The organism is Flavobacterium sp. PL02 (assembly GCF_035013205.1).
Classification (GTDB): domain Bacteria; phylum Bacteroidota; class Bacteroidia; order Flavobacteriales; family Flavobacteriaceae; genus Flavobacterium.
Map to the genome: position 1 here is coordinate 1 of NZ_JAYGJP010000002.1, position 25307 is coordinate 25307.

The following is a 25307-nucleotide window of genomic DNA, read 5'->3' on the forward strand; positions in this document are numbered from 1 at the left end:
TATTGTCTTTCCTGCGTAGCTTTTGTTATGTTTTGCCTCCCCTAGCCCTGATAGTAGCGGAAATCCTTGGCCTTTTTTCTTTAAAAAGGACAAGATTGTAGCGGATAGCAGGAAATAGCTCCTAAAAAAACTCTCATATAACACAACAGAATCACACCCCCTAATATATAGGCATAAAAAAAGCGGCTACTATATATAGTAGCCGCTTTTTTTATAACATCTATTCACTCACACAAACCTAAGGCTTCTTTACAGGAACCACAGGCGTAGCTGTATGATGATCTTTATCAACATGTATCCTAAGTCTTTTTGGAGATGTATAATCTGGCTCTCCCGTTTCAGCAAATTGCGGAATTCCACGAGGCTCTCTTTCATCAACTGGAGTAAGAGGATTATCTATAAGAATAGGATCATACGGATAATACTTACTTGCACCCGGACTACCTGCCGGTTTTGTAATTTCAAACTTAGTAGTATACCCATCGCCATCATCATCAACATCTAAGAAATCAGGAATTCCATCTTTATCTGTATCATCTGGATTAACCGGAGAATTAGGATATTCAGTAGCATTACGCATATCTCGAACATAACCATCCCCATTAAGATCCTCTTGATATGAAAAAACCCCATCCCCATCATGATCCAAACGCTGCAATGCATATAATTTAAAACTAAAAACTAAAGGAGAATAAGAAGGAATAGAACCACTACCACCAGCATAATACCCCAATCCTGAAGGCAAAAACATTACTCCTGCTCCAAAATCATTATATACTATAGTACCATTATTACCAGGATCTGAAGTACCAACTTTAAATTCTGGAAAAGTTTCACCCCAACCTTTAACCATTTGATACAAGTCATAAAAAGTTTGCGGAAATACTATTTCCTCAAACTGAGTAGCCGTAACAACCGAAGGATCTGTAGTTGTTGCACCAGCTTTTCTAAACAAATATGTACCATTATAAGATGACAAAACCCCATCTACATTACTTGGCGACTCCCCTACACCTTCACGCAACACCATGTAATATAACTTATATTTTATACCATGCAAATCTACCGTCTTAAATTTCAAAGTTGGAAACGTAGGACTATTCAAATAATCCCAGATAGATTTTTGCTCATTTGGCTTTGTAATTAACTCAATTTTCACATCCTGATCCTCTGGTTTACCAGCCGCTTCGGTAACCGTAATAGTATTAGTTTTTAAATAATCCTCAATAACAGCAATATCCGCATCATACTGTACTTGAAAATCTCTTAAGGGCTCTACGTCTGCAGAATCACTTTTTGAACATGAGAATATAGCCAGTGTTGCAAATGTTAAAATAAAATAATACTTAAATTTATTCATTAATGTTGATTTTTAGGTGCGCAAGATACAATATTGATTTATTTTTGTAAAGAATTTAACTCTGAATTTAGAAAATTTATGCGAATAGATAAATACTTATGGTGTGTGCGTTACTACAAGACCCGAAATATGGTCACTGAGGCATGCAAGAAGAACCATATTACAGTGAACGGCCAAGTTGCAAAACCCTCTAAGGAAGTTTTTCCGACTGACAAAATTACGTTTCGTAAAGACCAGATTACTCAAATTATAACCGTCCTTGATATTCCTGAGAATAGAGTTGGCGCAAAACTTGTCGATATATATAGAAAAAACGAAACTCCCGCTGAAGCATATGCTCATTTGGAACTATTAAAACTATCCAAAGAACATTATCGAAAAAACGGAACAGGTAGACCTACTAAAAAGGATCGTAGGGATATTGACGAATTCGGAAATGACATTTCAGATAACGAAGACGAGACCGAATAACATTCTAACCAGATTTCATATCTTACACACTTTACATTATTTTAAAAAACAACTACAATGAGCAAAAACATCATCTTAACAAATCAAGAGATTGAACATAAAATAAAACGAATTGCCTACCAGATATACGAAACCTTTGTAGACGATGAAGAAATCGTAATTGCAGGTATTACAGCCAACGGCTTCATCTTTGCTAAAAAAGTAGCAGTAGCCCTTGAAGCCATCTCCCCTATTAAAGTATCTCTTTGTGAAGTACAGATAAACAAACAGAAACCTGAATCTCCTATAAGTACTTCTCTAACCAAAGAACAATACGCCAACAAAGGCTTAGTACTTGTAGATGATGTATTGAATTCTGGTACTACTTTAATATATGCCGTTCGTCATTTTCTAGATGTTCCTTTAAAGAAATTCAAAACTGCCGTTCTAGTCGATAGAAATCACAAGAAATATCCCGTAAAAGCAGATTTTAAAGGAATATCTCTTTCGACTTCTTTATTAGAGCACGTACAAGTTGTATTTGATGACAATAATAATGATTATGCTTTCTTAAGCTAGAATCTCAAGTATATCCGAAACCGTTTCATCAATAGTCTTCTCATCTACGCTTACCTTATACTTTGCTTGGTTGTAGTAAAAACTTCTTTCGAAAAGATGTGTAGCTATAAACTCCCTCATCTCTTCTTCATTTTTATCAGCAATAAGTGGGCGTTTACTTTTATTATGAAGTAAACGTCCATATAATGTATCGATAGACGCTTTTAAATAAATAGAATCTACTCCATCTTTATTCAATAATTCATGGTTATTAGCATAACACGGAGTCCCTCCTCCTAAACCTATAATCATTTCTTCGGGTGATTGAAGCAATTCTCGGAACATTTCATGCTCTAATTTTCTAAAATATATCTCTCCATTCTTATCAAAAATCTCATTTATGGTTAAATTAACCTTATTTTCGATGCATTTATCTAAATCTAGAAAAGGAATTTCTGTGGTTTTTGACAATTTTTGAGCAATTGTTGACTTGCCGCAACCCATATACCCTAATAACACTATTTTTTTCATACTAATAAAAGCTTATAAACTAAGACGTTGGAAATTTTTCTAAAAAAAAGACAAATTTATAATAAAAATGCTTGGAAACTTCAATAATAACTCCTTATATTTGCACCCGCATTCAAGGAAAGAATATGACTCGATAGCTCAGTTGGTAGAGCACATCACTTTTAATGATGGGGTCCTGGGTTCGAGCCCCAGTCGGGTCACAAAATTTGTGATTAAAAAAAATACTTTCCTTGATAGCAAGACTCGATAGCTCAGTTGGTAGAGCACATCACTTTTAATGATGGGGTCCTGGGTTCGAGCCCCAGTCGGGTCACAAATGGTCGAGTATTAACTTACTTGACCTTTTTTTTTGGCCACGTGGAGAAACGGTAGACTTGCCATCTTGAGGGGGTGGTGCTCGAAAGGGCGTGTGGGTTCAAATCCCACCGTGGTCACGACACAGTAAAGAAATTATAGACTCGATAGCTCAGTTGGTAGAGCACATCACTTTTAATGATGGGGTCCTGGGTTCGAGCCCCAGTCGGGTCACAAAAAGTCAGGTAATTATTTACTTAACTTTATTTACCACGCAGAGAGATGATAGACTAGTCATCTTGAGGAGTAATACTCAGAAAAGCGTGTGGGCGCAAATCCCACGATAGTCAGAATAAAAAAGAATGACTCGATAGCTCAGTTGGTAGAGCACATCACTTTTAATGATGGGGTCCTGGGTTCGAGCCCCAGTCGGGTCACAAAAGATTAAGTAATTATTTTACTTATTTTTTACCACGCAGAGAGATGACAGACTAATCATCTTGAGAAGTAATACTCAGAAAAGCGTGTGGATGTAAATCCTAACTATAGTCAGAATAGAAAAAGAATGACTCGATAGCTCAGTTGGTAGAGCACATCACTTTTAATGATGGGGTCCTGGGTTCGAGCCCCAGTCGGGTCACAAAAGGTCGAGTAATTAATTTACTTGACCTTTTTTTTAGCCACGTAGAGAATTATTGACTTTTCATATTGAAAAGATGATGCTCGCAAGAGCATACAGGTTTAAATCTTACCGTGGTTACAATGAAAAGCGAAATATTATTTTTTTAGTATTTCGCTTTTTCTTTATAAAGTTATATACTAAAAGTCAAAATACAATAATCCTATCTATTGTCATAAAATAAACAATCCCAAAACACGTTAAACATTTTAAAACCTACTAATTTATTTTTATATGAAACGATTATTACTTATTCTGTTATTTACTACTACAACTGCAAGCTGGTGTCAATCTGGAACTGATTACTTTGATCAGGCATTACGAAAAGCCGAAAGCGGTAATACCAAAGGCGCAATAGCCGATTACACTAAAGCAATTAAGCTTAGAGCCAACTTTGCCGAGGCTTACCAAAACAGAGGTGTTGCAAAACTAAAACTCAACGACACTAAAGGTGCTCTAGCCGATTTTAATAAAACAATCGAAATAGACAATATGAATGCAGATGCTTTTACTGGCAGAGCAAACGTAAACTACAAGTTAAACAACTTTAAAGCCGCTATTGAGGATTGTACTTCTGCTATTAATTTGAATCCTAAAGATTATGTTGCCTACAACCTCAGAGGTACCTTATATACACAGATTCAAGATAAAAAAAGTGCATGCAAGGATTTCTCTAAAGCAATCGAATTAGGAAGTAAAAGCGCCATTAAAAACAAAGCTACTTTCTGTAAATAAAAAACATTAAAAAAAGCCCCAACTATTCTTCCTTATAAAGTAATAGTTGGGGCTTTTTTGTATTCTAACTTATACTTATATTTGAGAAGATATCCGTCTAATCAATTTGATTTAATCTAAAACTTATTCGATATAACACCTATGTCAATTCTCAAAAAAATAAACGCACAGGCAGAAACTGACAAAAACTCTGGTTTTGGAACCAACTCTAATAGTTACGGGGGACGCTTTGTAAATAAAAACGGAACTCCTAATGTTGAAAAAACAGGAATGCATTTATTACGTCGCATTAGTTGGTATCACACAATGATTGATATGCCCACCTGGAAATTCATGCTTGTTCTATTCTCCTTTTACATTGCTATCAATTTCATTTTTGCCATTCTTTATTTCGGTATTGGTATTGAGCATCTAGATGGAATAGTAGCTTCTCAAAGCGAATGGGCAAAATTTGGTCAGGCTTATTTTTTTAGCGCCCAAACTTTCACAACCGTAGGTTACGGACATATTAGCCCCACCGGTTTCCTAACAAGTGCTTTATCTGCAGCCGAGGCTTTAATAGGATTACTAAGTTTTGCTATTGCAACTGGTTTATTCTTTGGGAGATTTAGCCGCCCAACGGCATTTCTTAAATTCTCTCACAATGCCTTAATTAGTCCTTACCAAAATGACAAGGCTTTAATGATTCGTCTTGTTCCTTTTAAAAATACAAATTTCACCGATGCTGAAGCAAAAATCACTTTAGGAATGAGTATTGAAGAAAATGGTGTAATGACAAATAAGTTCTATTCGTTAGACTTAGAGCTACACAAAATAAATGCACTTACATTAAGCTGGACATTAGTACATCCTATAACCGACAAAAGTCCGCTGTATAAATTCACAAAAGAAGACTTCGCCTCTATTCATGGAGAAATTCTGGTCTTCATTAAAACCTTTGATGACATGTACAGCAATACTGTTGCTGCAAGAACTTCTTACACCTTCAAAGAGGTCTTATACGGCGCGAAATTTGAACCAATGTACAACAGAAGCAAAGATGCCTCTAAAACTGTACTACATTTAGATAAGCTAAACTCTCATCAAGCTGTCAATTTTGAACAAAGCTAAAACGATAAATTCCTTGTTTTTACTATTTTTCTAGAAATTAAGTTACATTTGTTTATCAAATATTAATAAATGATAAACAATATAAAAAGTGTTTTTAGCATAAAAGACCTTGAAAATCTTTCTGGCATTAAAGCACACACCATTCGTATTTGGGAAAAGAGATACAATATCCTTGAGCCAATGCGTACTGACACCAACATTCGAACCTATGATTTAGCTAGTTTACAAAAACTATTAAACATTACACTACTACATGAATATGGTTATAAGATTTCGAAAATAGCTACTTATCCACAAGAAAAGATTCCTCAATTAGTCAGGGAAATCATTTCTAGTAAAAACGCAAAAAATCACGCCATCAGTTCTTTTAAAATGGCTATGATGAATTTTGATCAGGAATTATTCTTCAATACTTTTAATTGGCTTACCGCCGAAAAGTCTTTTAAGGAAGTTTTTCATCAAGTGTTTATTCCTTTATTGAATGAATTGGGTTTATTATGGCAATCTGAAACCATAACTCCTGCCCATGAACATTTTGTAAGTTATCTAATTAAGCAGAAACTTTACATTAATACGGAGAAGCTTCAGGTTCTAAAACCAACAAAAACAGATAAAATTTTTGTTCTTTCTTTACCAATGAATGAAATTCATGAACTTGGATTAATGTACATTCAATACGAAATATTACTGCAAGGTTATAAAACTATTTATTTAGGCGAAAGCATGCCTATTGAAAACCTAAAAGAACTCAACAATCATTTTGACAATATTACTTATGTTTCTTATCTCACTATTCAGCCGGACCGCAGTATAGTTAATCAATATGTAGCCAATATGAGTTCTGAGCTTTTAAACAACTCTAATGAAATATGGCTAATTGGAAAATTGGTTGAGCACATTGAAACTGAAAATCTAGATCAAAAAGTACACATTTTTAACTCCATCGAAGAATTAGTGAGTCAGATATAATTATTTTGTTTAATTATTTTGTAGTTTTGTTAAACAAATGAAAAAAACAATCTCAATTATAGGTTCTGGCTTTTCGGCTTTATCAGCTTCATGCTATTTAGCCAAGGAAGGTCATGACGTAACTATCTACGAAAAAAATGCAACTATTGGTGGCAGAGCCAGACAATTAAAAAGTAATGGTTTTACATTCGATATGGGACCAAGCTGGTATTGGATGCCTGATGTATTCGAAAATTTCTTCAAAGATTTTGATAAAAAGACTACCGATTACTATGAGTTAATAAAACTTAATCCTGCTTATCGTGTGTATTTTGGGATTAATGAATTCATAACCATCACCGATAATCTGGAAGAAATTGCCAAAACTTTTGAAGCTATTGAAAAAGGTAGCGGTAAAAAACTTGTTGATTATATCTCTCAAGCTAAAAGCAATTATGATATTGCCATAAAAAAATTAGTATATCGTCCAGGGGTTTCTGCTTTAGAATTGATTACTCTTGAAACTACTCAAAAATTAAATCAATTTTTTGGAACGGTAAGTAAAGATATACGCAAGAAGTTTAAAGACAAAAGGTTAATTCAGATTCTAGAATTTCCTGTTTTGTTCCTTGGTGCAAAACCATCTAAAACGCCTTCTTTTTATAATTTCATGAATTATGCCGATTTCGGAATGGGAACTTGGCATCCTAAAACAGGGATGTTTGATGTTGTTCGTGGCATCGAAAGTCTAGCAAAAGAACTTGGTGTTACTTTTAAAACCAACTCTAGTATTGATAAAATCATTGTTCAAAACAATATTGCCACTTCATTAATTATAAATGATGAAATTATTACTTCAGATATAGTTTTAAGTGGTGCCGATTATCAACATACCGAAACCTTATTATCTAAAGAATATCGGGTTTACTCTGACGAATATTGGGAAAGTCGTGTTTTTGCTCCTTCCTCGCTCCTTTTTTATGTTGGGTTCGACAAAAAAATACAATCCATTTCTCATCATGCTTTATTCTTTGATGTAGATTTCGAACAACATGCAATGGATATTTATGATGACCCTAAGTGGCCTGAAGCTCCTTTGTTCTATGCAAACTTTCCATCGGTAACTGATAAAACAACTGCTCCTGAAGGAATGGAGACTGGCTTTTTCCTAATTCCTCTTGCTCCCGGAATAGAAGATACTGAAGTTCTTCGCGAAGAATATTTTGATAAGATAATTTCTCGTTTTGAAACTGTCACGCAACAATCGATTAAAAATAATATTATATTTAAGAAGTCTTTTTGCAAAAATGACTTTATCGAAGATTACAATGCGTATAAAGGAAATGCCTACGGAATGGCTAATACTTTATTACAAACTGCATTTTTAAGACCTAAACTAAAAAGTAAGAAAGTCAAAAACTTATACTTCACGGGACAGTTAACTGTTCCTGGCCCTGGCGTTCCTCCTGCTTTAATTTCAGGAAAATTAGTATCTGAATTAATAAACAAATCCTTTTCATAATAAAAAACATGAAACAGTTATTTGATAATGTCTCGTTTAAATGTAGTAAGCTTGTTACTCAAAGCTACAGTACTTCTTTTTCTTTGGCTGTATATATGCTTGCCCCAAGTATAAGGGATGCAATTTATAGTATCTATGGTTTTGTACGTTTTGCCGATGAAATTGTAGATTCTTTTCATGGTTTTGATAAAAAGTATCTAATTGATGATTTTGAAAAAGAATATTATAAAGCTATAGAAGCCGGCATAAGTCTTAATCCTATTTTAAACTCTTTTCAGCAAACTGTAAAACAATATAACATTACAGATGATTTAGTTCAGTCTTTTTTAAAAAGTATGAAACTAGATTTAATCAAATCCGACTATCATAATAAGGAAGAAATTGAGGATTACATCTATGGTTCTGCAGATGTTGTGGGTTTAATGTGTCTTAAAGTTTTTGTTGCAGGTAATGATTCTAAATACGAAAAGCTAAAAATGGAAGCAATGCGATTGGGCTCTGCTTTCCAAAAGGTGAATTTTTTACGTGATTTAAAAGATGATAATCTAATCTTAAACCGAAACTATTTTCCTGGAATTGATTTAAGCTCTTTTGATGAAAATGCTAAAAACAAAATCATCAAAGAAATCGAAGATGATTTTAAAGTTGCGTATCAAGGAATTATAAAACTTCCTGTCGAAGCTAAGTTTGGGGTTTATACCGCTTATATCTATTACAAAAAACTTTTAAAGAAACTAGAAAATACTCCTTGTCATGAAATAGGCAACGAAAGAATTCGGGTTTCTAATTATTCTAAAGCTGGATTACTGGCCAAATCTTTTGTTTCTTATAAACTGAGAATGGTCTAATTTTTAATAAAAACAAAACAATGATTTTCTTTTTAATTTTTATAGGTACGTTTCTTTTTATGGAATGTGTTACTTGGTGTACTCATAAATTTGTCATGCATGGCTTTATGTGGTATTTTCACTCTGATCATCACCAACCTAAATACTCAAATGTGTTTGAACGAAATGATATTTTCTTTGTGATTTTTGCAATTCCAAGTATTCTACTTTTCTATTTTGGAACAATCGACGGCATAAATTACTTATTTTTTATCGGGTCGGGATTAACTTTTTATGGCTTTTGCTACTTCATGGTTCACGATGTATTAATACATCAACGCTTTAAATGGTTTAAAAACACCAAAAACAAATATCTTATCGGGTTAAGAAAAGCGCATAAAGTACATCATAAACATTTAGGCAAAGAACACGGTGAATGTTTCGGAATGTTGTTTGTTCCTTTTAAGTACTACAAAATATAATAAGTCACTTATGAAAGTATACAAAAAAGAATCCGTTCAGCACATCAATGCAAGTCTGGAAGAATGCTGGACTTTTTTTTCTAATCCTAATAACCTGCAAATAATTACTCCTACAAACATGGGGTTTAAGGTTACCGATTATGATAATAAATTGGTTTATGCGGGACAAATCATTCAATATAAAATAGCTCCACTTTTAGGAATTAAGCTAAACTGGATGACTGAAATTACTGTAGTAAAAGATAATAGCTATTTTGTAGATGAGCAACGCTTTGGTCCTTATGCATTATGGCATCATAAACATTTTTTTGAAGCTACTGCAAATGGCACTCAAATGACCGACATTGTACATTATGCTCTTCCGTTTGGTTTTATCGGGCGCATTGCAAATGCTCTTATTGTAAAGAACGAACTGAAAACAATTTTTGAATATCGTCATAAAAAGGTCGAAGAAATTTTTAATATTAAATAATGAGCAAACAAAAAGTTACTCTATTTTGGTTTAGACGTGATTTACGTTTGGATGATAATCGTGGATTGTTTCATGCGCTTGAATCTGATTTTCTAGTTATTCCTTTATTTATTTTCGATGAGGCTATTCTCGATAGTTTACCAAAAGATGATTCCAGAGTTAGTTTTATATACGATTCTCTAGAGAAAATCAATACTGAATTAAATACTATAGGAACTTCTCTCTTGATAAAAAAGGGCAAAACTGCTGAAATTTGGAAATCTCTTATCGAAGAATTTGATATTCAGGAAGTATTTTTTAATAAAGATTATGACCCATTTGCTATAAAAAGAGATTTATCTATCTCTGATTTATTAACCCAAAATAACATTACGACACTTTCTTATAAAGACCATGTTATATTTGAAGAAAAAGAAATCACAAAATCTGATGGTTTACCTTATACTATATATACTCCTTATAAAAATAAATGGTTAGAAAAATATAAAATTTTAGGTCAAGCCAAAGAATATAATACCGCTGATCTTTTTTCTAATTTTTATAAAAGTCAATTTCTATTCCCAACAATAAACCAGATTGGGTTTGAAAAAAGCACTATAAAAGTTCAACCACATAATTTAAAAAGCATTTCTAATTATCAGGAAACAAGAGATTTCCCTGCTTTAGATTCAACTTCTTATCTTTCGCCCCATTTACGATTTGGGACTGTTAGTATTCGGAAATTAGTAAATTGGGCTGCACATACAAATCAAGTTTTCTTGAGTGAATTAATATGGAGAGAATTTTTTATCCAGATTTTATTTAGTTTCCCGAATGTTGTTAATCATAATTTTAAATCGGCTTATGATGGGATTCAATGGTTAAATAACGAGAAAGATTTCCAGCGTTGGTGTTCTGGAACTACTGGTTATCCTATGGTCGATGCTGGAATGCGCCAACTTAATGAAACTGGATATATGCATAATAGGGTTCGAATGGTTGTTGCTAGTTTCTTATGTAAGCATTTATTAATTAGCTGGCAATGGGGAGAAGCTTACTTTGCCGAGAAATTACTTGATTACGAATTGGCTTCGAATGTTGGTAATTGGCAATGGGCTGCAGGAACGGGCTGTGATGCTGCTCCGTATTTTAGAGTTTTTAATCCCGAAATTCAACTTAAGAAGTTTGATGAAAAGGGTATTTATATCCGAAAATGGATTCCTGAATTTGATTTGGGTTATAATGAACCTATGATTGAGCATGCTTTTGCAAGAGATCGTGCTATTGCGACTTATAAAGCGGGGATTCTGAGATAGATAAAAAAAATATAAGTATCTACTAAAAAAAGCTTTGTCAAAGTTTAAACTTTGACAAAGCTTTTTTTCTTTTGCATCTTCTAGCCCAGATAGGAACGGCATCCTCTTGTGGCGGTGTTCGCCACAAGAGATATAGTGTCCCGATAGCTATCGGGAAGCTGGATTAAGCTCCTAATATTTCTGATAATTATTTACTTGAATCTTAGCTTTTAAATCGAACATTAAATTATATAATCCGAAGAATGTTCTATTCATATATATAAAATGTTTCGAACCGCGATTTCCGTTCATCTTTTTGAGATTTGTATCTTTTGAGAAACGTTCGCCTAGCTTGCCTATATTATCAAAAAAGGCTTCATCGGAAAAATCAAATGTATCTGACTGGAATGGTTTTGTGAATAATGATAACAAATCATGAAACATTCCTGTAAAATATTCTATTTCTTCTTTGGTATCATCTGTTCTAAGAATTTCTAATTCGAATAATTTTTGATTAAAAAGCTCTTTATCGGTTATAACTTCTTTGTTGATTAACTCAAAATAGGGAACATAAAAGTCATTTGGAATTTGCTTCATACATCCAAAATCTAAAGCTACCAACTGGTTTTTATCATTTACTAAAAAATTTCCAGGATGTGGATCGGCGTGAACTTTACGTAAAATATGAATTTGGTACATATAAAAATCCCAAAGTGCCTGACCTATAACATTAGATTCTTCTTGATTGGGTTTCTTGGCTGTATATTCTGAAAGATGAATTCCTGTCATCCAATCCATTGTAATGATTTTCTCAGAAGAGAACTCTGGATAATAGTTAGGAAAAACTAGATTATCAATCTTTTTACAAGCTTCAACTACTTCTTGGCTTTGCTGTAATTCTAATAAATAGTTAGTTTCTTCAATTAATTTATCTTCTACTTCTTTAAAATATTTATCAGAATCTTTTCCTTGCAGGTTAAACATTCGTATCGCCATAGGTTTTACCAATGCTAAGTCTGACGAAATACTGTTGGCAACTCCTGGATACTGAATTTTTACGGCTAGTTTTTTTCCATCTTTTACAGCCAAATGCACCTGACCAATACTTGCTGCATTTACAGAATTAGGATTAAACTCATCAAAAATTTCGTAAGGTGTTTTACCAAAATTTGTTTTAAACGTTTTTAATACTAAAGGTGCAGATAGTGGTGGAACTGAAAATTGTGATAAAGAAAATTTTTCGACATAGGCTTGTGGCAAGAAATTCTTGTCCATGCTTAGCATTTGTGCAACTTTAAGCGCACTTCCTTTTAAGCTTTTGAGTCCGTCGTAAATATCCTCGGCATTATTCTCGTTGAGTTTATCACGAGTTACATCTGGATTTACAATTTTTTCTCCGTAGTACTTTAAATAATTTACTCCAATTTTTGCTCCAGTTTGAACAAGTTTGCTCGCCCTTTCTATTTTGGAAGTTGGGATATAGTCGATGGTTTTCATTGTTTGCTATATATTTTTTCTTTAAAAAGGAATTTACCAAAATCAAGCAAATGATTCATCGGTGCTACATTCATTAATTCGAAAGATACATTTACAGCTTTTTCGATAAAAATATCTGTTTTCTCAAATGCTGGTGATGCATCGTCTATCCAAAACTTAAGCGTAAGCAATAATTGCATCCATGCTGTTTCCTGAATTGCTTTTTCCTGAAAATTCTGAAGCTTTTCTTGTTGGATTCGATGGTCATCGGTTATAATTAAACTAATATATTTTTTAAAACTATCTCGAAGTTTAGTTAGTTTCACCAAGTTTTTAATCGGGTTGGAATCCGTTTTTAATGCCTGAACAACATAACTACGATTTGCAGTTAATAATTCGAAGAATGTAAAGTAAAAACCAAGCATTTTATTTTTCATATCATACTCTTGGTACTCTGGATTTTTATCTAATAGTTCGAGGGTGTTTTCGAAAAACAGATTAAAAATTTCTTTTTCAAGTCCTTCAAATGTTCCGAAAAAAGTATAAAACTCGGCCTCTTCAAAATCATTTGATTTTGCAAAATGAAAAACTGTTTTGGGATTTTGTCCGTGTTCCAAAACGTAATCCATATACAGAGAAACAATTTTATCTTTTGTCAATATTTCTTTTTTAGTTTCCATACAACCTACTTTTTTAATTTAGCATAAAGGTAAGCAACGTTTAACTATATTTACGTAATGCTAAACAATACAAGGTGTTAAATATATTATAAACTATCATGACTAAAAACATTTTACTAACTGGTGGCTCTGGATTTATAGGAACAAAACTTACTGCTTTATTGATCGCCAATGGGTATTCGGTTTCTATATTAACTCGCGGTGATAGAAAAGCGAGCATGGGCGTAACCTATTACAAATGGGATTTAGAGAATAATTATATAGATGAAGATGCTGTTTTAAAAGCAGACTATATTATTCATCTTGCGGGCGAAGGTATTGCTGCAAAAAAATGGACTGATAAACGAAAAAAAGAAATTTTAGATAGTAGGGAAAAACCTATTGAACTCATTTTTTCTGTTTTAAAAAACAATAATAAAACCTTAGATGCATTTATATCGGCTTCGGCAGTTGGAATTTATGGTGCCTTTACAAGTGAAATTATTTGTACCGAAGAAACTCCTGCTGCAAATGATTTTCTTGGAGAAACTTGCCAGAAATGGGAAGCTGCCACAAACTGTATGGTATCATTAGGTATTAGAACGGTTAAAATACGAACTGGATTGGTTCTGGGTAAAAATGAAGGTTTTCTAAAAAAACTGGTTCCAATTTTTAAATATGGTTTCGGCTCTATTGTAGGCACCGGAAAACAATATATGCCTTGGATTCATATTGATGATTTGTGCGCTATTTATTTACAGGCAATTATTAATCTTGATATGAAAGGTTCTTATAATGCTGCTGTTTGTGACGATACAACCAATGCCATTTTCTCTAGGGCTATGGCTAATGTATATGGGTATTCTATCTGGTTGCCTAAAATACCAACTTTTGTAGTACGATTAATCACGGGAGAAATGGGTGAAATTATATTAACTGGACAACGTGTTTCTTCTAATAAAATAGAAAGTGCTGGTTTTAAATTTAAATATTCAAATTTAAAACCAGCACTCTTAGTGTGTTTAAAATAACTTTTACTTCATCACTCCTACCAAACTTGTGTTTACAGTTTTGGATATTTTGTTTTCTATCATAGAAGGTATTTTAATATTAAAATCATCTGTATTAAGCGGAAAAAACGAAATTATTTCAATGCCTTGGGGTACTTTTTTAAGTATAGCACTTACGACTATTTCTTTTGTTTTACCGTGAATTTGAAGTTTCCCTTTAATGGTATATTCTTTTGGGGTTTCATCAATATCTTTCATGTCGAATTTTCCAATTTTGCCTTTAAAAACAGCTTTCGGATATCGATCACTTTCGATATAATTTTCATTAAAATGGGTTTCCATTAAATCCATTTTAAATCGAAAATCTTTCATCACAGCCACGCAAACAAAACTACTTGTTTCTGGCTCTATAACCACAATTACCGATTTATTGACTGCGTTTACCTCTTCGAAAAAAGGAACTGAAGCTTCAAAATTAAGAACACCAATTGCAGTTCTTATTCTATTTTGTGCTACAATAAAGTTAACGGTAAGTAATAGAATTAAAAAAGTACTTTTTTTCATAATCTTCAGCAATTAGGATTAAACATATTGCAAGATATTTTTTGAAAAAAGCCTATTGACAAAAACAAACCAACAACAGACATGAATCAAAAAGGAACTGTTCAGGAAAGGCATTCGAGCATAAAAAATACTTAAATCCTCTTTCTTAAAGTTACGTATTTTAATTCTTTTTGGTTCTTAAAACATTCCCAAAAATTACAAGAAGAACTACTTTAATTTAACTCTAGTAAAACATTGTATTTGTTTAAAGATGCTAATGTTTCGATAGAGCTATAATTGTATTCTTCTGCGTGGTTTTCTACTTCTTTTTTAACCTCAATATGTTTCAGAGCTTTACAAAAACGTCTTACTTCTTCAAGATTTGATAATATAAGTCCTGGTACCAGAACGCTCTTTCCTTCTTTGTCTTTGGCTACCATTGTAAAATAAGAGGAGTTACAATGTTTTATTGCTCCTGTTTGTATATTTTCGGCCTCGACACGAATACCAACAATCATAGAACTTTTACCTACATAATTTACTGAGGCTTTCATGGTTACCAATTCTCCTACTTCAATAGGTTTTAAAAAATTTACTGTATCAACTGAAGCTGTTACACAATAATGTCCTGAAAACTTAGAGGCGCAAGCAAAAGCGATCTGATCTAGCAATGATAATATATATCCTCCGTGTATTTTACCACTAAAATTAGTATGCGAAGGAAGCATTAATTCGGATATGCTTATTCTTGAACAGGCTACTGTTTTAAAGTTTGTATTTGTACTCATATTCTATATTATTTTACATTAAATGGAGAATCTTCTTTTTCTACCGCTTTTACAAAAAAACGCGTTTCTCCCCACCAAGGAAATGTTTTATATTTTTCGACATACTCCAGTTTTACATAACCTCCCTGAAGTACTTTTAAATCTTCGATAACTTTTTTATCACCATCTAAAACAGAGAAAGAGAATATTTGTGCCCCCGAAATTCCTTGACTTAGTTCTCCTTCCCAAGTTTTCATCATAACTCCTTTATGACTCAGTCTTATTAATTCGCCTGAACGGATTCCTGTACTATAAGGTACATAATAAATAAAACTAAAATACCCAATTAGAGCTATAGCTGCAATACCAATGATAATTCCCAGAAATCGTTTCATCTAAATATTTATTTAAAATTTTAATTTTCGTTATTATTTGCTCTTGTCAATATATTCTCAGGAAGTGACTTCTTGGCCTTTGCTCCCATTTTCTTTAACTTCTCTACACTTGTAATTAAATTTCCTCGACCATCAACTAGTTTGCTCATTGCATTTTCGTATTCCGTTTTAGAGTCATTTATTTTATTCCCAATTTTAATTAAGTCAGCAATAAAACCTTCAAACTTATCGTATAATGCTCCGGCTTGTCGGGCAATTTCAAAAGCATTTTCTTGTTGTTTTTGGTTTGTCCACATACTATCGATTGTTCGCAAAGTAGCTAATAGTGTAGTTGGCGTAACAATTACAATATTTTTTTCGAAAGCTTTATTATATAAGGTAGTATCTTCATTTAATGCTATCGCAAAAGCGGGCTCTATCGGAATAAAAAGCAAAACAAAATCCGGACTTTCTATTTGATATAAATCATGGTAATTTTTGTTTCCCAATTGCTCAACATGTCTTTTTATCGACTGAACATGCTCTTTTAAATAATCTGATTTTAAATTATCATTTTCTTCATTAATCCATCTTTCATAAGCCGTTAAGGAAACTTTAGAATCTACAATCATTTTTTTACCATCGGGCAAATGAATCACAACGTCGGGAAGCACGCGAAGACCAATCTCATTGGTAAAACTTTGTTGCACTTCATATTCTCTCCCTTTTTCTAAACCTGATTTTTCGAGAACTCGTTCTAATACTAATTCTCCCCAATTCCCTTGCATCTTGCTATCTCCTTTTAGGGCTTTGGTTAAGTTGAGTGTTTCTTTGCTCATTTGAGCATTCATCTCACTTAATCCTAATATTTGTTGACGCAATGCAGCATGATAATCGATACTTTCTTTGTGTGTATCCTCGACTTTCTTTTCAAAACCAATGATTTTATCTTGTAGTGGCAACAAGATATTTTTCATGTTCTCATTATTCTGAGCAGTAAATTTTATTGATTTTTCTTCGAGTATTTTATTGGCTAGATTTTCAAATTCTTTTGTAAATTTTTCCTGAAGTTGTTCTACTTCATTTTTTTGTTCTTTATGACGTTCCCATAAGTTTTCGAAATCTACTTCTTTTTTAGAAAGCTGAATCGCCAGACTATCTTTTTCGGTACGGATAACTTCTTTATCAGAATTTGTTATTTGAAGTTGTTTCTCTAAGCTATTTTTTTCTGATAAAAAATGTTCTTTTTGCTGCTGAAACTGGTTTGTTAAAGCAATTAGTTTTTCATTTAAACTTACTTTTTCTGATTGAAATCTAGCCGAGAAAATAAGTTTCCCTACAAAAATCCCAATAACCAAAGCAACAATAAAAATCAATAAAAAGGGAACCAGATTCGACATAAAGGATTTTTAAAAAAGTAAAAGTACACAATAATATGTAGTTCTAGAGACGAGAAAATATTTTTTTGACTTTAAAATGAGCATCTATTTTATACTATTTATCACTAGAAATTGGAATCCAAAAATTATTTTTAAAAATAATGATATTATTGACGCAACCTTTTTGTCATTATATCATCTATAAGGTATAATCTTTTAAAATATAAAAAATGAAAAAAATTATTTTAGGTCTAATTGTCGCTTTAGGCATTAGTTCTTGTTCTATGAATAATGACAATGATTATCAAAACTGCGGTGATTTTAGTAACGTTGCTTTTTCAGGTTTCCCGATAGAATGTAACTATACAATAAAAGAAATCCCTACAAAGCCAACAGCTATAGCAATAAGATCACAAGAAAAAATGGATTCTTTTTTTATTAAAAATCCTAATCCTTGCCCAACTCCTATAAATCCTAATATCGATTTTACTAAAAATAATTTAATTGGAATTTTTGCTGGACCGAAACCAAGTGGCGGATATGAAATAAAAATTACTTCTATAGTTGAGAATTCTTGTGAAGTAATTGTACAATATTATGAGAAAGAACCTCTAGCAAATGAAGTAGTTACTAGTGAAGTAACAAATCCTTATGATTTGGTTTTAATCCCGAAAACAGACAAGCCTGTTTATTTAAATAAAATAAGCCAGAATAAAAACTTTGCAATTATAGGAAGTTATAGTGGTCAATGTACTGGCGCTAGCTGTCAATTATTTTTCAATATTAACAATTTAAACGTACTACATTATCTTAATGTTACTTCTGGGAATTTTGATTTTACCAAATATAATTATGAAGCATTAACTAAAAAAGGTGATTATACCGAATTTGTAAAATTAGTTCCTGCTGAAATTTCAAACTTAGCTGGAGGTACTACGAAGACCTACGGCACCCCAGATTCAGCTAATCAAGGTGGAATTTATTTTGAACTAAACCAAGGGGATAAAGTAATTAAAGTATTCATAGACAATAATAACACTTCAGACCAAGGATCTGAAATAATTGCATTTAAGAAAGTAATAAAGGATAAAATTGCAGTATTGAGAAAGTAAAGTAACTTTGCAGCAAAAAAATTAACAAAAATTTATTATTTCCTTAAAATGAAAAAAACAATTTTAGCTCTTCTAGTTATTATTTCTGTTTCAACTTATTCATCAAATGTAATTTTCAAGTCAGATAAAGCCACTATACTTGCTGGAAGTTGGGTTTGGCAAAAATCTACAGGAGGGCAAAATGGTAGTTATACCTCAACTCCTAAAACTCTTGGGAGTACAAAAAAGCTTGTTTTTACAACCGATGGTAAAGTTATTACATATAAGAACAATGTTGAGATCAGAAATAGCAACTATCAACTTACTAAAGGTATTAGTGTATTTGATAATTTAGAACATGATTTAATCACTTTTGAAGGAATAACATACGTTATCGAACAATTAGATTCCCGTAATCTAGTTATTGTAAACAATTTCCCTGACGGCTACAGTTCTACTTTCAAAAAGTAGCATCCTGAAACACAAACACTATTGCAATCTAATATACTTTAAAATTATTTTTTGGAAGACAATTTAGACTTACTTATAAAAAAGTGCATTGACAATGACAGAGGAGGGCAATTGAGAATTTATCAATTGTTCTCGCCTGTATTGTATGGAATTTGTCTAAAATACATGAAGAATGAAGATGATGCTAAAGATGTTTTTCAGGAATCTTTTATAATCGTTTTTCAAAAAATAAAACAATATAAATTTGAGGGTAGTTTTGAGGGATGGATGAAACGAATTTTTATCAATAAACTCATCGAAACCTTAAAGAAGAAAAAAAGAGATTACCATTTTCTCGATGTCTTTGATCCAGAAACAGAAATTATCGAAGAAGAAGAGCTTGAAACTATTCCGATAACACAAGAAAAACTAATCGAATATATTCAGGATTTACCCGATCAATACCGAATGGTTTTTAATCTTTTTGTTTTTGAAAAGATGAAACACAAAGAAATTGCAGAAATGCTCCAGATTACAGAAGGAACTTCTAAATCAAACTTAAATAGGGCTAAGAAGATATTACAAACAAAAATTTTGGCCGTATTAAATTTTAAAACAGCATGAAAAAGAAAAAAATAGAAGATATTTTTTCTTCAATAGAAAATTTTTCTAGTGTACCACCACCAGAATTATGGGCTAAAATTGAAGAAGAACTAGATAAACCTAAAAAGAAAAAGGTAGTAGCCATTTGGTGGTCGCTAGCGGCTAGTCTTTTAATAGGTTTAGCTATCACGTCTGGTCTATATTTTAACTCGAATGAAAATGATATTTTATTAAAGGATAACAATGTTGTCATAGATTCTCAAGAAAGTAATTCAAAATCGAATCCTACTACTCCATCTACAATTAATACTACTCCTTTAAATAATAAAGCTACAATAACGGTTGCTGAATCTGATAATTCGGTAGCTAACAAAACATCAAACAACAATCAAGAATCGACTAAAACTGTAACAAGTTCAATCAACAAAAAAGATAAGCCTTCATTACAATTAAACAATGAAACTATCTCAATAGCTGAATCATCATCTAAAAACAAAGCTAAAACCTCATCACCTAAAGTAAATGGTAACGAAGTTAATAGCAATTTTAATGAGGCTAAAAACGAAGAAATTGTTTTAAATAACAATGCTCAATCATCATCAAAAAACGACATAAACACTTCTTCAGCTAAACAAAACTATACTGAAGTTGGTAGTACTATAAACAAGAATAAAACTGAAGCAATTGCTTTAAACAACATTATTCAATCATCATCAAAAAACGACACAAACACTTCTTCAGCTAAACAAAATAATACTGAAGTTGGTACTACTATAAACAAGAATAAAACTGAAGCAATTGCTTTAAACAATAATATTCAATCATCATCAAAAAACGACACAAGCACTTCTTCTTCTAAACAAAATAATACTGAAGTTGGTACTACTATAAACAAGAATAAAACTGAAGCAATTGCTTTAAACAACAATATTCAATCATCATCAAAAAACGACACAAACACTTCTTCAGCTAAACAAAACAATACTGAAGTTGATAATACTATAAACAAAAATAAAACTGAAGCAATTGTTTTAAATAATAGTTCTGAAAAAAGTCTAGTATCTTATAACGATTCATTGAATAAAGCTCAAATAGCACTTGAACTACAACAATTAGAGAACCGATTAAATAATAAAGAAGACAACGAAGGGGTAAAAACTGAAAAAGAAATTCTGAAAGAAAAATGGTCTGTTGGTCTTTATGCTGGTTTAGTAAATTCTGAGAATTATGGCAATAAGAAAACGTTGGGTAATGATATTGAGTCTAAACAGAATACTGGGTATGGCGTAAAAACAAATTACAAGCTTAATAAAAAATGGGCTGTAAGTTCTGGTTTAAAAATTAATGAATTAGGACAATCTGTAGCCAATGTATCTTATTATAACAAACAACAAAATGTATTATCTGCAGGAATTATAAATGATTTTTTCATTTCAAATCCTAGTGTTGAATATATTTCGACAAATAGAAATTATGTTTTTTCATCAGACAATAGCAGTCAAAAAATTCAAAGTAGTAATGCGGGAAATCAAACGGGGAATCTTGATCAACAATTGCAATACCTAGAAATGCCTCTTGAAGTTTCTTACTCTGTCTTAAATACAGGCAAGGCAGATATTAGACTTAATACTGGTGGTTTTATAGGAAAGTTAATTTCCAACGAAGTTTTTTTAGATGGTAACTCGATAGGAGGAAATCTAGATGTAAACAACTTTGTATATGGCTCTAAATTTAGCAGTACTTTACAGTATGAAGTCTTCAAAAAAACTCATTTTTTTGTAGAACCTGGTGTGAATTATTATATCAATCCGTTAAAAACACAATCGTTTAACCAATTTCAGTGGGGTCTGAATTTTGGGGTTAATTTTGGGTTTTAATTAGTTTGTTTTAATTCTCTCTTTATTATAATACGTTTACACCAATCATATTATACTGTAAAAAAAATGCTAGATTCTTAAAGTAGAATCTAGCATTTTTAATTTATAAAACCTTTCGATTATTTTTTTATGATCTTATCTTTAAAAACAACTTTATTATTTTCTGATAAGGTATAAATATAGATTCCGGTTTTTAAATCACTTATCTGGATTACCGAAGTACTATTTTCCTGTCCTCCATTTACATCAATAGGATTTCCTATTAAACGCCCAGTGATATCATAAAGCCTTAATTTAAGCTTCTTGTCTTCATTAGTTTTCACAAGAACATTAACTACATCTGTTGCTGGATTAGGATATGCTTTAACTGCAAAACCATTCTTAGTTTCAAAATCTATTGTACCTAAAGTAGATCCTTTTAATTCAAAACGAGCAATTACTGGTCCGTGATCCGATGTTGTATTTACATAATTATTTATATCAGAACGTGGATCGTAAACTGCTGTTGAATTAGCGATATATTCACTATTTAATTCGTTAGAAATAATTATATGATCCAAGAAACCTCCTGAACTTAAAAAACTAAAAGCTCCTGCTTTACTAATATCTAGAGTTAAAGCATTATAACGATCTGTATCCTTAACTATTTTCTCGTATGAAGAAGGTAAAACATCATTAATAACTGTTTTTTTCACATCATCATTAAGATCTCCTAAAATAATGAAGTTGGTATCTGGATAATTAGCATCCAAACTATCTTTTAAAACTTCAGTATCGTATTTTCTCATATTATACTTTGAGATATCACTTCCACTATTAGCACGTGCATGAATATCGATAAGCGTAATTTCTTTCTTTACTCCACCAATGTTCGTTTCTATATCAACCATAAATGGCAATCTTCCCGATGAGAAAAAGTTATCACCACTACCATCTGTACTTGGATAATTAGCCAGCGTTACAGTTTTTGCACGTATTTGATCATATAATTTACTAAACATTACTCGTGTCTTTTTTACTGTAACTGTTTTTGTATTATAAATTACTACTAGTTTTTGTGGTGGAAAATTATCTTGAGGCTCATTAAACGAATAGGACCAATTAGGAGAAATTACTTTATCAAATGTTTTACCGTTAACATTTAATTTTGTTATTAAAATATCGACAGAAGGATCATCAGACACTTCTTGCACAACATATACATCGGCATCCATCTTATTCATTACTTTGGCAACATTCTCAATTTGCAAAGCATCATCTATAGGACCAAATTCTTTTTTATCTGCACCAATTACATTACTCCCAAAAAACTCAAGATTATACGTTACAATATCAAAAGTATCTTCTTTTGGCAAAGAAGAACCTTTTAATGTTCCAATTTTCTCATTTAATCCTGCTCCTGTTACAGTCAATCTACCTGCAATAGTTAACTCTTTTGTAGAAGGCGCAAATCTTGCATAAATTGTTTTCCCAAGCAATGCATCGGCTTCACTTACAGTAACACTTGATAAAAAGCTAGAATTATCAAGAGATAATTGATAATCTTGTGGAGCAGCGATAATAACATCACCGTAACCACCGGCTTTAAAAATAAAAGACTTACTAGTAGAAACTGTGTTAGGGCTCACATCTCCAAAATCCAAATTAGGATTTGAAGCTACAAATCCCAGCTCATTTGTTATAGCTACATCATCAATTGTCCATTCAGCAGCATTACCAGTTCCTCCACCTATTGTAGTTTCGTAAACCCAAGCAACATAAGTGTGATCTGTTTTATATGCTCCTAAATCAATATATTGTGACTGTACATAAGCTCCCGTAGTTACAGGAAAGTTACCATCTATTTCTGTCCAACTAGCACTGTCAGGGCTACTTTTACCATCATAATTTGTAGAAACCATTAATTTTAAACTTGGTCCTGCATAATATTTACGAGCGTAAAATGATAACAGAGGAAATTTATTAAAACTATCTAATCGTAATTTTGGTGAAATCAACCAATCATTACTTCCTCCATTATCTGAATATCCATTCATAACTACAGCTCCGGGAGCTGAATTAGCATTTGTTGTAGTGCTTTTCCATTGATTAGCAACACCCACTACACTATAAGATGTCCAACCACTATTAGTAAATACATTGGCATCATTAAAATTCTGAACGTATGGATTAATTCCAAAACCTGATACAGTCACTATTTTAGTAGCTGCATTGGCAGATTGATGAGTAATTTGACCTGTAAAACTACCAAGTGCATTTGGTGTAAAACGTACATAAACTGTTGGAGTTGCATTTGCTGCAAAATCAACTACATCATATACTACAAAAGTTTGAAAATTAGTATTGTCTTTTGAAACTGTAAAATTAGCCGGAGCTGTAACAATTACTGGACTGCTAATATTAGTACCTTGTATTTTATAGTTTAAACTTGATGTATTAAAATTTGCTTCAGAAAATCCTAAATTAATTGAATTAACTGTTGTTGTTAATGAAGGCACTAACACATTTGAAGTTGTAGCATCTTGTTTAACTACTGTAGCCTGAATATTTCCGTAAGGATCCTCAGAAATAGAGTAAACACTATAAGCTGTATTTAGGGTTAAACCTGTAAAACTTTTTTCATATACCAGAGATTTATCGGTTACATCCAAAAATCCAGATTGTAACGCAGCAGTTCCATCACCATTAAGGCCTGCTTTTATTTGAGCAGCAACAGGTGCTGTAGCGTTAGAAGGTACTAATACATAATACGTTTTCCCTATTTCGTCTATCTGATTAGAAAAATTAAAACCATCTGATAATACATTATCAATTATTGGATAACCAACTACATTTACCGGAGCAACGATATCTTGTCGGATATCTATATTATCAATTGCAAAAGATTGGCGAGCACCTGCAGAACCAGATACTAGTCTTGCAATCCATCTTATTTGTACAACAGGTTGATTATCACAAGCTGTTGGCAGTGTTACGGACACCCTTGTTTTTTTATCATCCAATGGAACTGTAACAGCTCCAGTTTGCGGAGTTGTACTATTATTTGAATAAGCTGTTGACAATAAAGTAATAAAAGCACCTGTAGTTCCTACACGATACTGCAAAGCCATCTCCTGAAGACGATTAACACCTGCTCCATCATATAAATTACGGATTATCATAGCATCATATTGAACTATTATCCCTTTATTATTAGTGCTTGAAAAAGCAAAACCTATCGCTAAATCTACAGAAGTACTATTCAAAAATCCAACTTGGCCATTATAGTTATGAAGATTACCACTATTAATAGCAGCTGTACTATTAGCTACTAAAAGCTTATCGCCAATTAAACCAGTATTGTAAATAGCTGTATTTTGAGATGCACTCGCTTGCCAACCTTGCCAACCTTCAATAGTAGGCAAGAAAGTTGTAGAACTAGCAGGCAAAGCATCAAAATTTTGTGTGTAAGGAATAGCCTGAGGTGTAGGATTACTTGGTGCTTGCGCAAAAAGATTTGCTGAAAAGCAATAAAAAAAACTTAAAAAAGCCATTAAATGGCGCAAAGAGTAGTGGTTTTTCATACGTTAAAAATTAGTGTTTTTAGAGTTCAAATTTATTGTCTTTAAAGTTAAGCGAATATTATAAAACTTTAAAGTTATTGTTTAAACCTTTATAAATATTTAGCACCAAACTACATAATAAATATTAATTATTTCAGATATCCATAAAAATTATGCCGCTTAAACGAATAATTCTTATTGAATTACACTTTAAGCTTTAGACACAAACTACTCAATAAACCCAGTAATCATAAGGCTTTTCAATCAAAAACAACACTAAATTAAATCTTCTAA

General features: G+C 32.1%; 24 protein-coding genes and 6 tRNA genes. 21 read left to right on the forward strand and 9 right to left on the reverse strand.

Going from position 1 to position 25307, the window contains the following annotated elements; translation table 11 throughout:
• Positions 1 to 238: 238 nt before the first annotated feature.
• Positions 239 to 1360 (reverse strand): FKBP-type peptidylprolyl isomerase, encoded by a 1122-nt coding sequence (locus SHI72_RS07840; protein WP_323489635.1) that lies wholly within the window; start codon positions 1358 to 1360, stop codon positions 239 to 241.
• A 78-nt stretch (positions 1361 to 1438) separates the two neighbouring features.
• Between SHI72_RS07840 and SHI72_RS07845 the strand changes: the two genes are divergently transcribed.
• The gene (locus SHI72_RS07845; protein ID WP_323489636.1) at positions 1439 to 1831 is read left to right on the forward strand and encodes an RNA-binding S4 domain-containing protein; all 393 of its coding nucleotides are present in this window, start codon (positions 1439 to 1441) and stop codon (positions 1829 to 1831) included.
• A gap of 57 nt (positions 1832 to 1888) precedes the next feature.
• Entirely contained in the window at positions 1889 to 2389 is a 501-nt protein-coding gene (locus SHI72_RS07850; RefSeq protein ID WP_323489637.1) for a phosphoribosyltransferase domain-containing protein, read from the forward strand.
• Here the strand turns inward: SHI72_RS07850 and SHI72_RS07855 are convergent.
• Positions 2381 to 2899, reverse strand: a complete 519-nt coding sequence (locus SHI72_RS07855; protein WP_323489638.1) for a shikimate kinase — start codon at positions 2897 to 2899, stop codon at positions 2381 to 2383. The two genes, SHI72_RS07850 and SHI72_RS07855, sit on opposite strands and share 9 nt — an antisense overlap.
• A gap of 127 nt (positions 2900 to 3026) precedes the next feature.
• Here SHI72_RS07855 and SHI72_RS07860 point away from each other — a divergent pair.
• From SHI72_RS07860 to SHI72_RS07925, 14 genes are all read left to right on the forward strand, one after another.
• Positions 3027 to 3099, forward strand: a tRNA-Lys gene (locus tag SHI72_RS07860).
• 40 nt (positions 3100 to 3139) lie between these two features.
• Positions 3140 to 3212 (forward strand) — tRNA-Lys (locus SHI72_RS07865).
• A gap of 38 nt (positions 3213 to 3250) precedes the next feature.
• Positions 3251 to 3333 (forward strand) — tRNA-Leu (locus SHI72_RS07870).
• 21 nt (positions 3334 to 3354) lie between these two features.
• Positions 3355 to 3427 (forward strand) — tRNA-Lys (locus SHI72_RS07875).
• A gap of 130 nt (positions 3428 to 3557) precedes the next feature.
• Positions 3558 to 3630: transfer RNA gene (locus SHI72_RS07880), tRNA-Lys, on the forward strand.
• A gap of 130 nt (positions 3631 to 3760) precedes the next feature.
• Positions 3761 to 3833, forward strand: a tRNA-Lys gene (locus SHI72_RS07885).
• 273 nt (positions 3834 to 4106) lie between these two features.
• On the forward strand, positions 4107 to 4607 hold the full coding sequence (locus SHI72_RS07890; protein WP_039112190.1) for a tetratricopeptide repeat protein: 501 nt from the start codon (positions 4107 to 4109) through the stop codon (positions 4605 to 4607).
• A 141-nt stretch (positions 4608 to 4748) separates the two neighbouring features.
• Positions 4749 to 5717 (forward strand): ion channel, encoded by a 969-nt coding sequence (locus SHI72_RS07895; protein ID WP_323489639.1) that lies wholly within the window; start codon positions 4749 to 4751, stop codon positions 5715 to 5717.
• A gap of 69 nt (positions 5718 to 5786) precedes the next feature.
• Positions 5787 to 6686 (forward strand): MerR family transcriptional regulator, encoded by a 900-nt coding sequence (locus tag SHI72_RS07900; RefSeq protein WP_039112192.1) that lies wholly within the window; start codon positions 5787 to 5789, stop codon positions 6684 to 6686.
• 37 nt (positions 6687 to 6723) lie between these two features.
• Positions 6724 to 8187 (forward strand): phytoene desaturase family protein, encoded by a 1464-nt coding sequence (locus SHI72_RS07905; protein ID WP_323489640.1) that lies wholly within the window; start codon positions 6724 to 6726, stop codon positions 8185 to 8187.
• Positions 8188 to 8195: 8 nt separating this feature from the next.
• Positions 8196 to 9035 carry a phytoene/squalene synthase family protein gene (locus SHI72_RS07910; protein WP_323489641.1) on the forward strand — a complete coding sequence of 280 codons (840 nt, stop codon included), beginning with the start codon at positions 8196 to 8198 and terminating at the stop codon, positions 9033 to 9035.
• Positions 9036 to 9055: 20 nt separating this feature from the next.
• Positions 9056 to 9496 carry a sterol desaturase family protein gene (locus tag SHI72_RS07915; RefSeq protein ID WP_039119348.1) on the forward strand — a complete coding sequence of 147 codons (441 nt, stop codon included), beginning with the start codon at positions 9056 to 9058 and terminating at the stop codon, positions 9494 to 9496.
• 10 nt (positions 9497 to 9506) lie between these two features.
• On the forward strand, positions 9507 to 9968 hold the full coding sequence (locus tag SHI72_RS07920) for an SRPBCC family protein (protein ID WP_323489642.1): 462 nt from the start codon (positions 9507 to 9509) through the stop codon (positions 9966 to 9968).
• Positions 9968 to 11263, forward strand: a complete 1296-nt coding sequence (locus SHI72_RS07925) for a deoxyribodipyrimidine photo-lyase (RefSeq protein ID WP_323489643.1) — start codon at positions 9968 to 9970, stop codon at positions 11261 to 11263. The genes SHI72_RS07920 and SHI72_RS07925 overlap by 1 nt, the downstream gene beginning before the upstream one ends.
• A 171-nt stretch (positions 11264 to 11434) precedes the next feature.
• Here the strand turns inward: SHI72_RS07925 and SHI72_RS07930 are convergent, their stop codons facing one another.
• Positions 11435 to 12739: an AarF/ABC1/UbiB kinase family protein gene (locus SHI72_RS07930; protein ID WP_323489644.1), complete on the reverse strand. Its 1305-nt coding sequence runs from the start codon at positions 12737 to 12739 to the stop codon at positions 11435 to 11437.
• Positions 12736 to 13398, reverse strand: coding sequence for a TetR family transcriptional regulator C-terminal domain-containing protein (locus SHI72_RS07935; protein WP_039112199.1), 663 nt, complete (start codon positions 13396 to 13398; stop codon positions 12736 to 12738). Before SHI72_RS07935 ends, SHI72_RS07930 begins: the two co-directional genes overlap by 4 nt.
• Before the next feature lie 98 nt (positions 13399 to 13496).
• Between SHI72_RS07935 and SHI72_RS07940 the strand changes: the two genes are divergently transcribed.
• Entirely contained in the window at positions 13497 to 14408 is a 912-nt protein-coding gene (locus tag SHI72_RS07940; RefSeq protein WP_323489645.1) for a TIGR01777 family oxidoreductase, read from the forward strand.
• Positions 14409 to 14411: 3 nt separating this feature from the next.
• Here the strand turns inward: SHI72_RS07940 and SHI72_RS07945 are convergent, their stop codons facing one another.
• From SHI72_RS07945 to rmuC, 4 genes are all read right to left on the reverse strand, one after another.
• Positions 14412 to 14951: a YceI family protein gene (locus SHI72_RS07945; RefSeq protein ID WP_039119353.1), complete on the reverse strand. Its 540-nt coding sequence runs from the start codon at positions 14949 to 14951 to the stop codon at positions 14412 to 14414.
• Between the two features lie 212 nt (positions 14952 to 15163).
• Complete coding sequence (locus SHI72_RS07950; protein ID WP_039112202.1) at positions 15164 to 15718, reverse strand: acyl-CoA thioesterase; 555 nt, start codon at positions 15716 to 15718, stop codon at positions 15164 to 15166.
• A gap of 8 nt (positions 15719 to 15726) precedes the next feature.
• Complete coding sequence (locus SHI72_RS07955; RefSeq protein ID WP_039112203.1) at positions 15727 to 16092, reverse strand: hypothetical protein; 366 nt, start codon at positions 16090 to 16092, stop codon at positions 15727 to 15729.
• A gap of 20 nt (positions 16093 to 16112) precedes the next feature.
• The gene (gene rmuC, locus SHI72_RS07960) at positions 16113 to 17471 is read right to left on the reverse strand and encodes a DNA recombination protein RmuC (protein ID WP_323489646.1); all 1359 of its coding nucleotides are present in this window, start codon (positions 17469 to 17471) and stop codon (positions 16113 to 16115) included.
• 209 nt (positions 17472 to 17680) lie between these two features.
• Here rmuC and SHI72_RS07965 point away from each other — a divergent pair, with 209 nt between their 5' ends.
• The 4 genes from SHI72_RS07965 to SHI72_RS07980 are packed head-to-tail and all read left to right on the forward strand — an operon-like array spanning position 17681 to position 21471.
• Positions 17681 to 18562 (forward strand): protease complex subunit PrcB family protein, encoded by an 882-nt coding sequence (locus tag SHI72_RS07965; protein ID WP_323489647.1) that lies wholly within the window; start codon positions 17681 to 17683, stop codon positions 18560 to 18562.
• Positions 18563 to 18610: 48 nt separating this feature from the next.
• Positions 18611 to 19012 (forward strand): hypothetical protein, encoded by a 402-nt coding sequence (locus tag SHI72_RS07970; protein ID WP_323489648.1) that lies wholly within the window; start codon positions 18611 to 18613, stop codon positions 19010 to 19012.
• Between the two features lie 51 nt (positions 19013 to 19063).
• A complete protein-coding gene (locus tag SHI72_RS07975; protein WP_039112207.1) occupies positions 19064 to 19615 on the forward strand; it encodes an RNA polymerase sigma factor in 552 nt (183 codons plus the stop codon).
• Entirely contained in the window at positions 19612 to 21471 is a 1860-nt protein-coding gene (locus SHI72_RS07980; protein WP_323489649.1) for a hypothetical protein, read from the forward strand. Before SHI72_RS07975 ends, SHI72_RS07980 begins: the two co-directional genes overlap by 4 nt.
• Positions 21472 to 21590: 119 nt before the next feature.
• Here SHI72_RS07980 and SHI72_RS07985 read toward each other — a convergent pair whose 3' ends face one another.
• Positions 21591 to 25034, reverse strand: a complete 3444-nt coding sequence (locus SHI72_RS07985; RefSeq protein ID WP_323489650.1) for a T9SS-dependent choice-of-anchor J family protein — start codon at positions 25032 to 25034, stop codon at positions 21591 to 21593.
• Between the last annotated feature and the right edge of the window lie 273 nt (positions 25035 to 25307).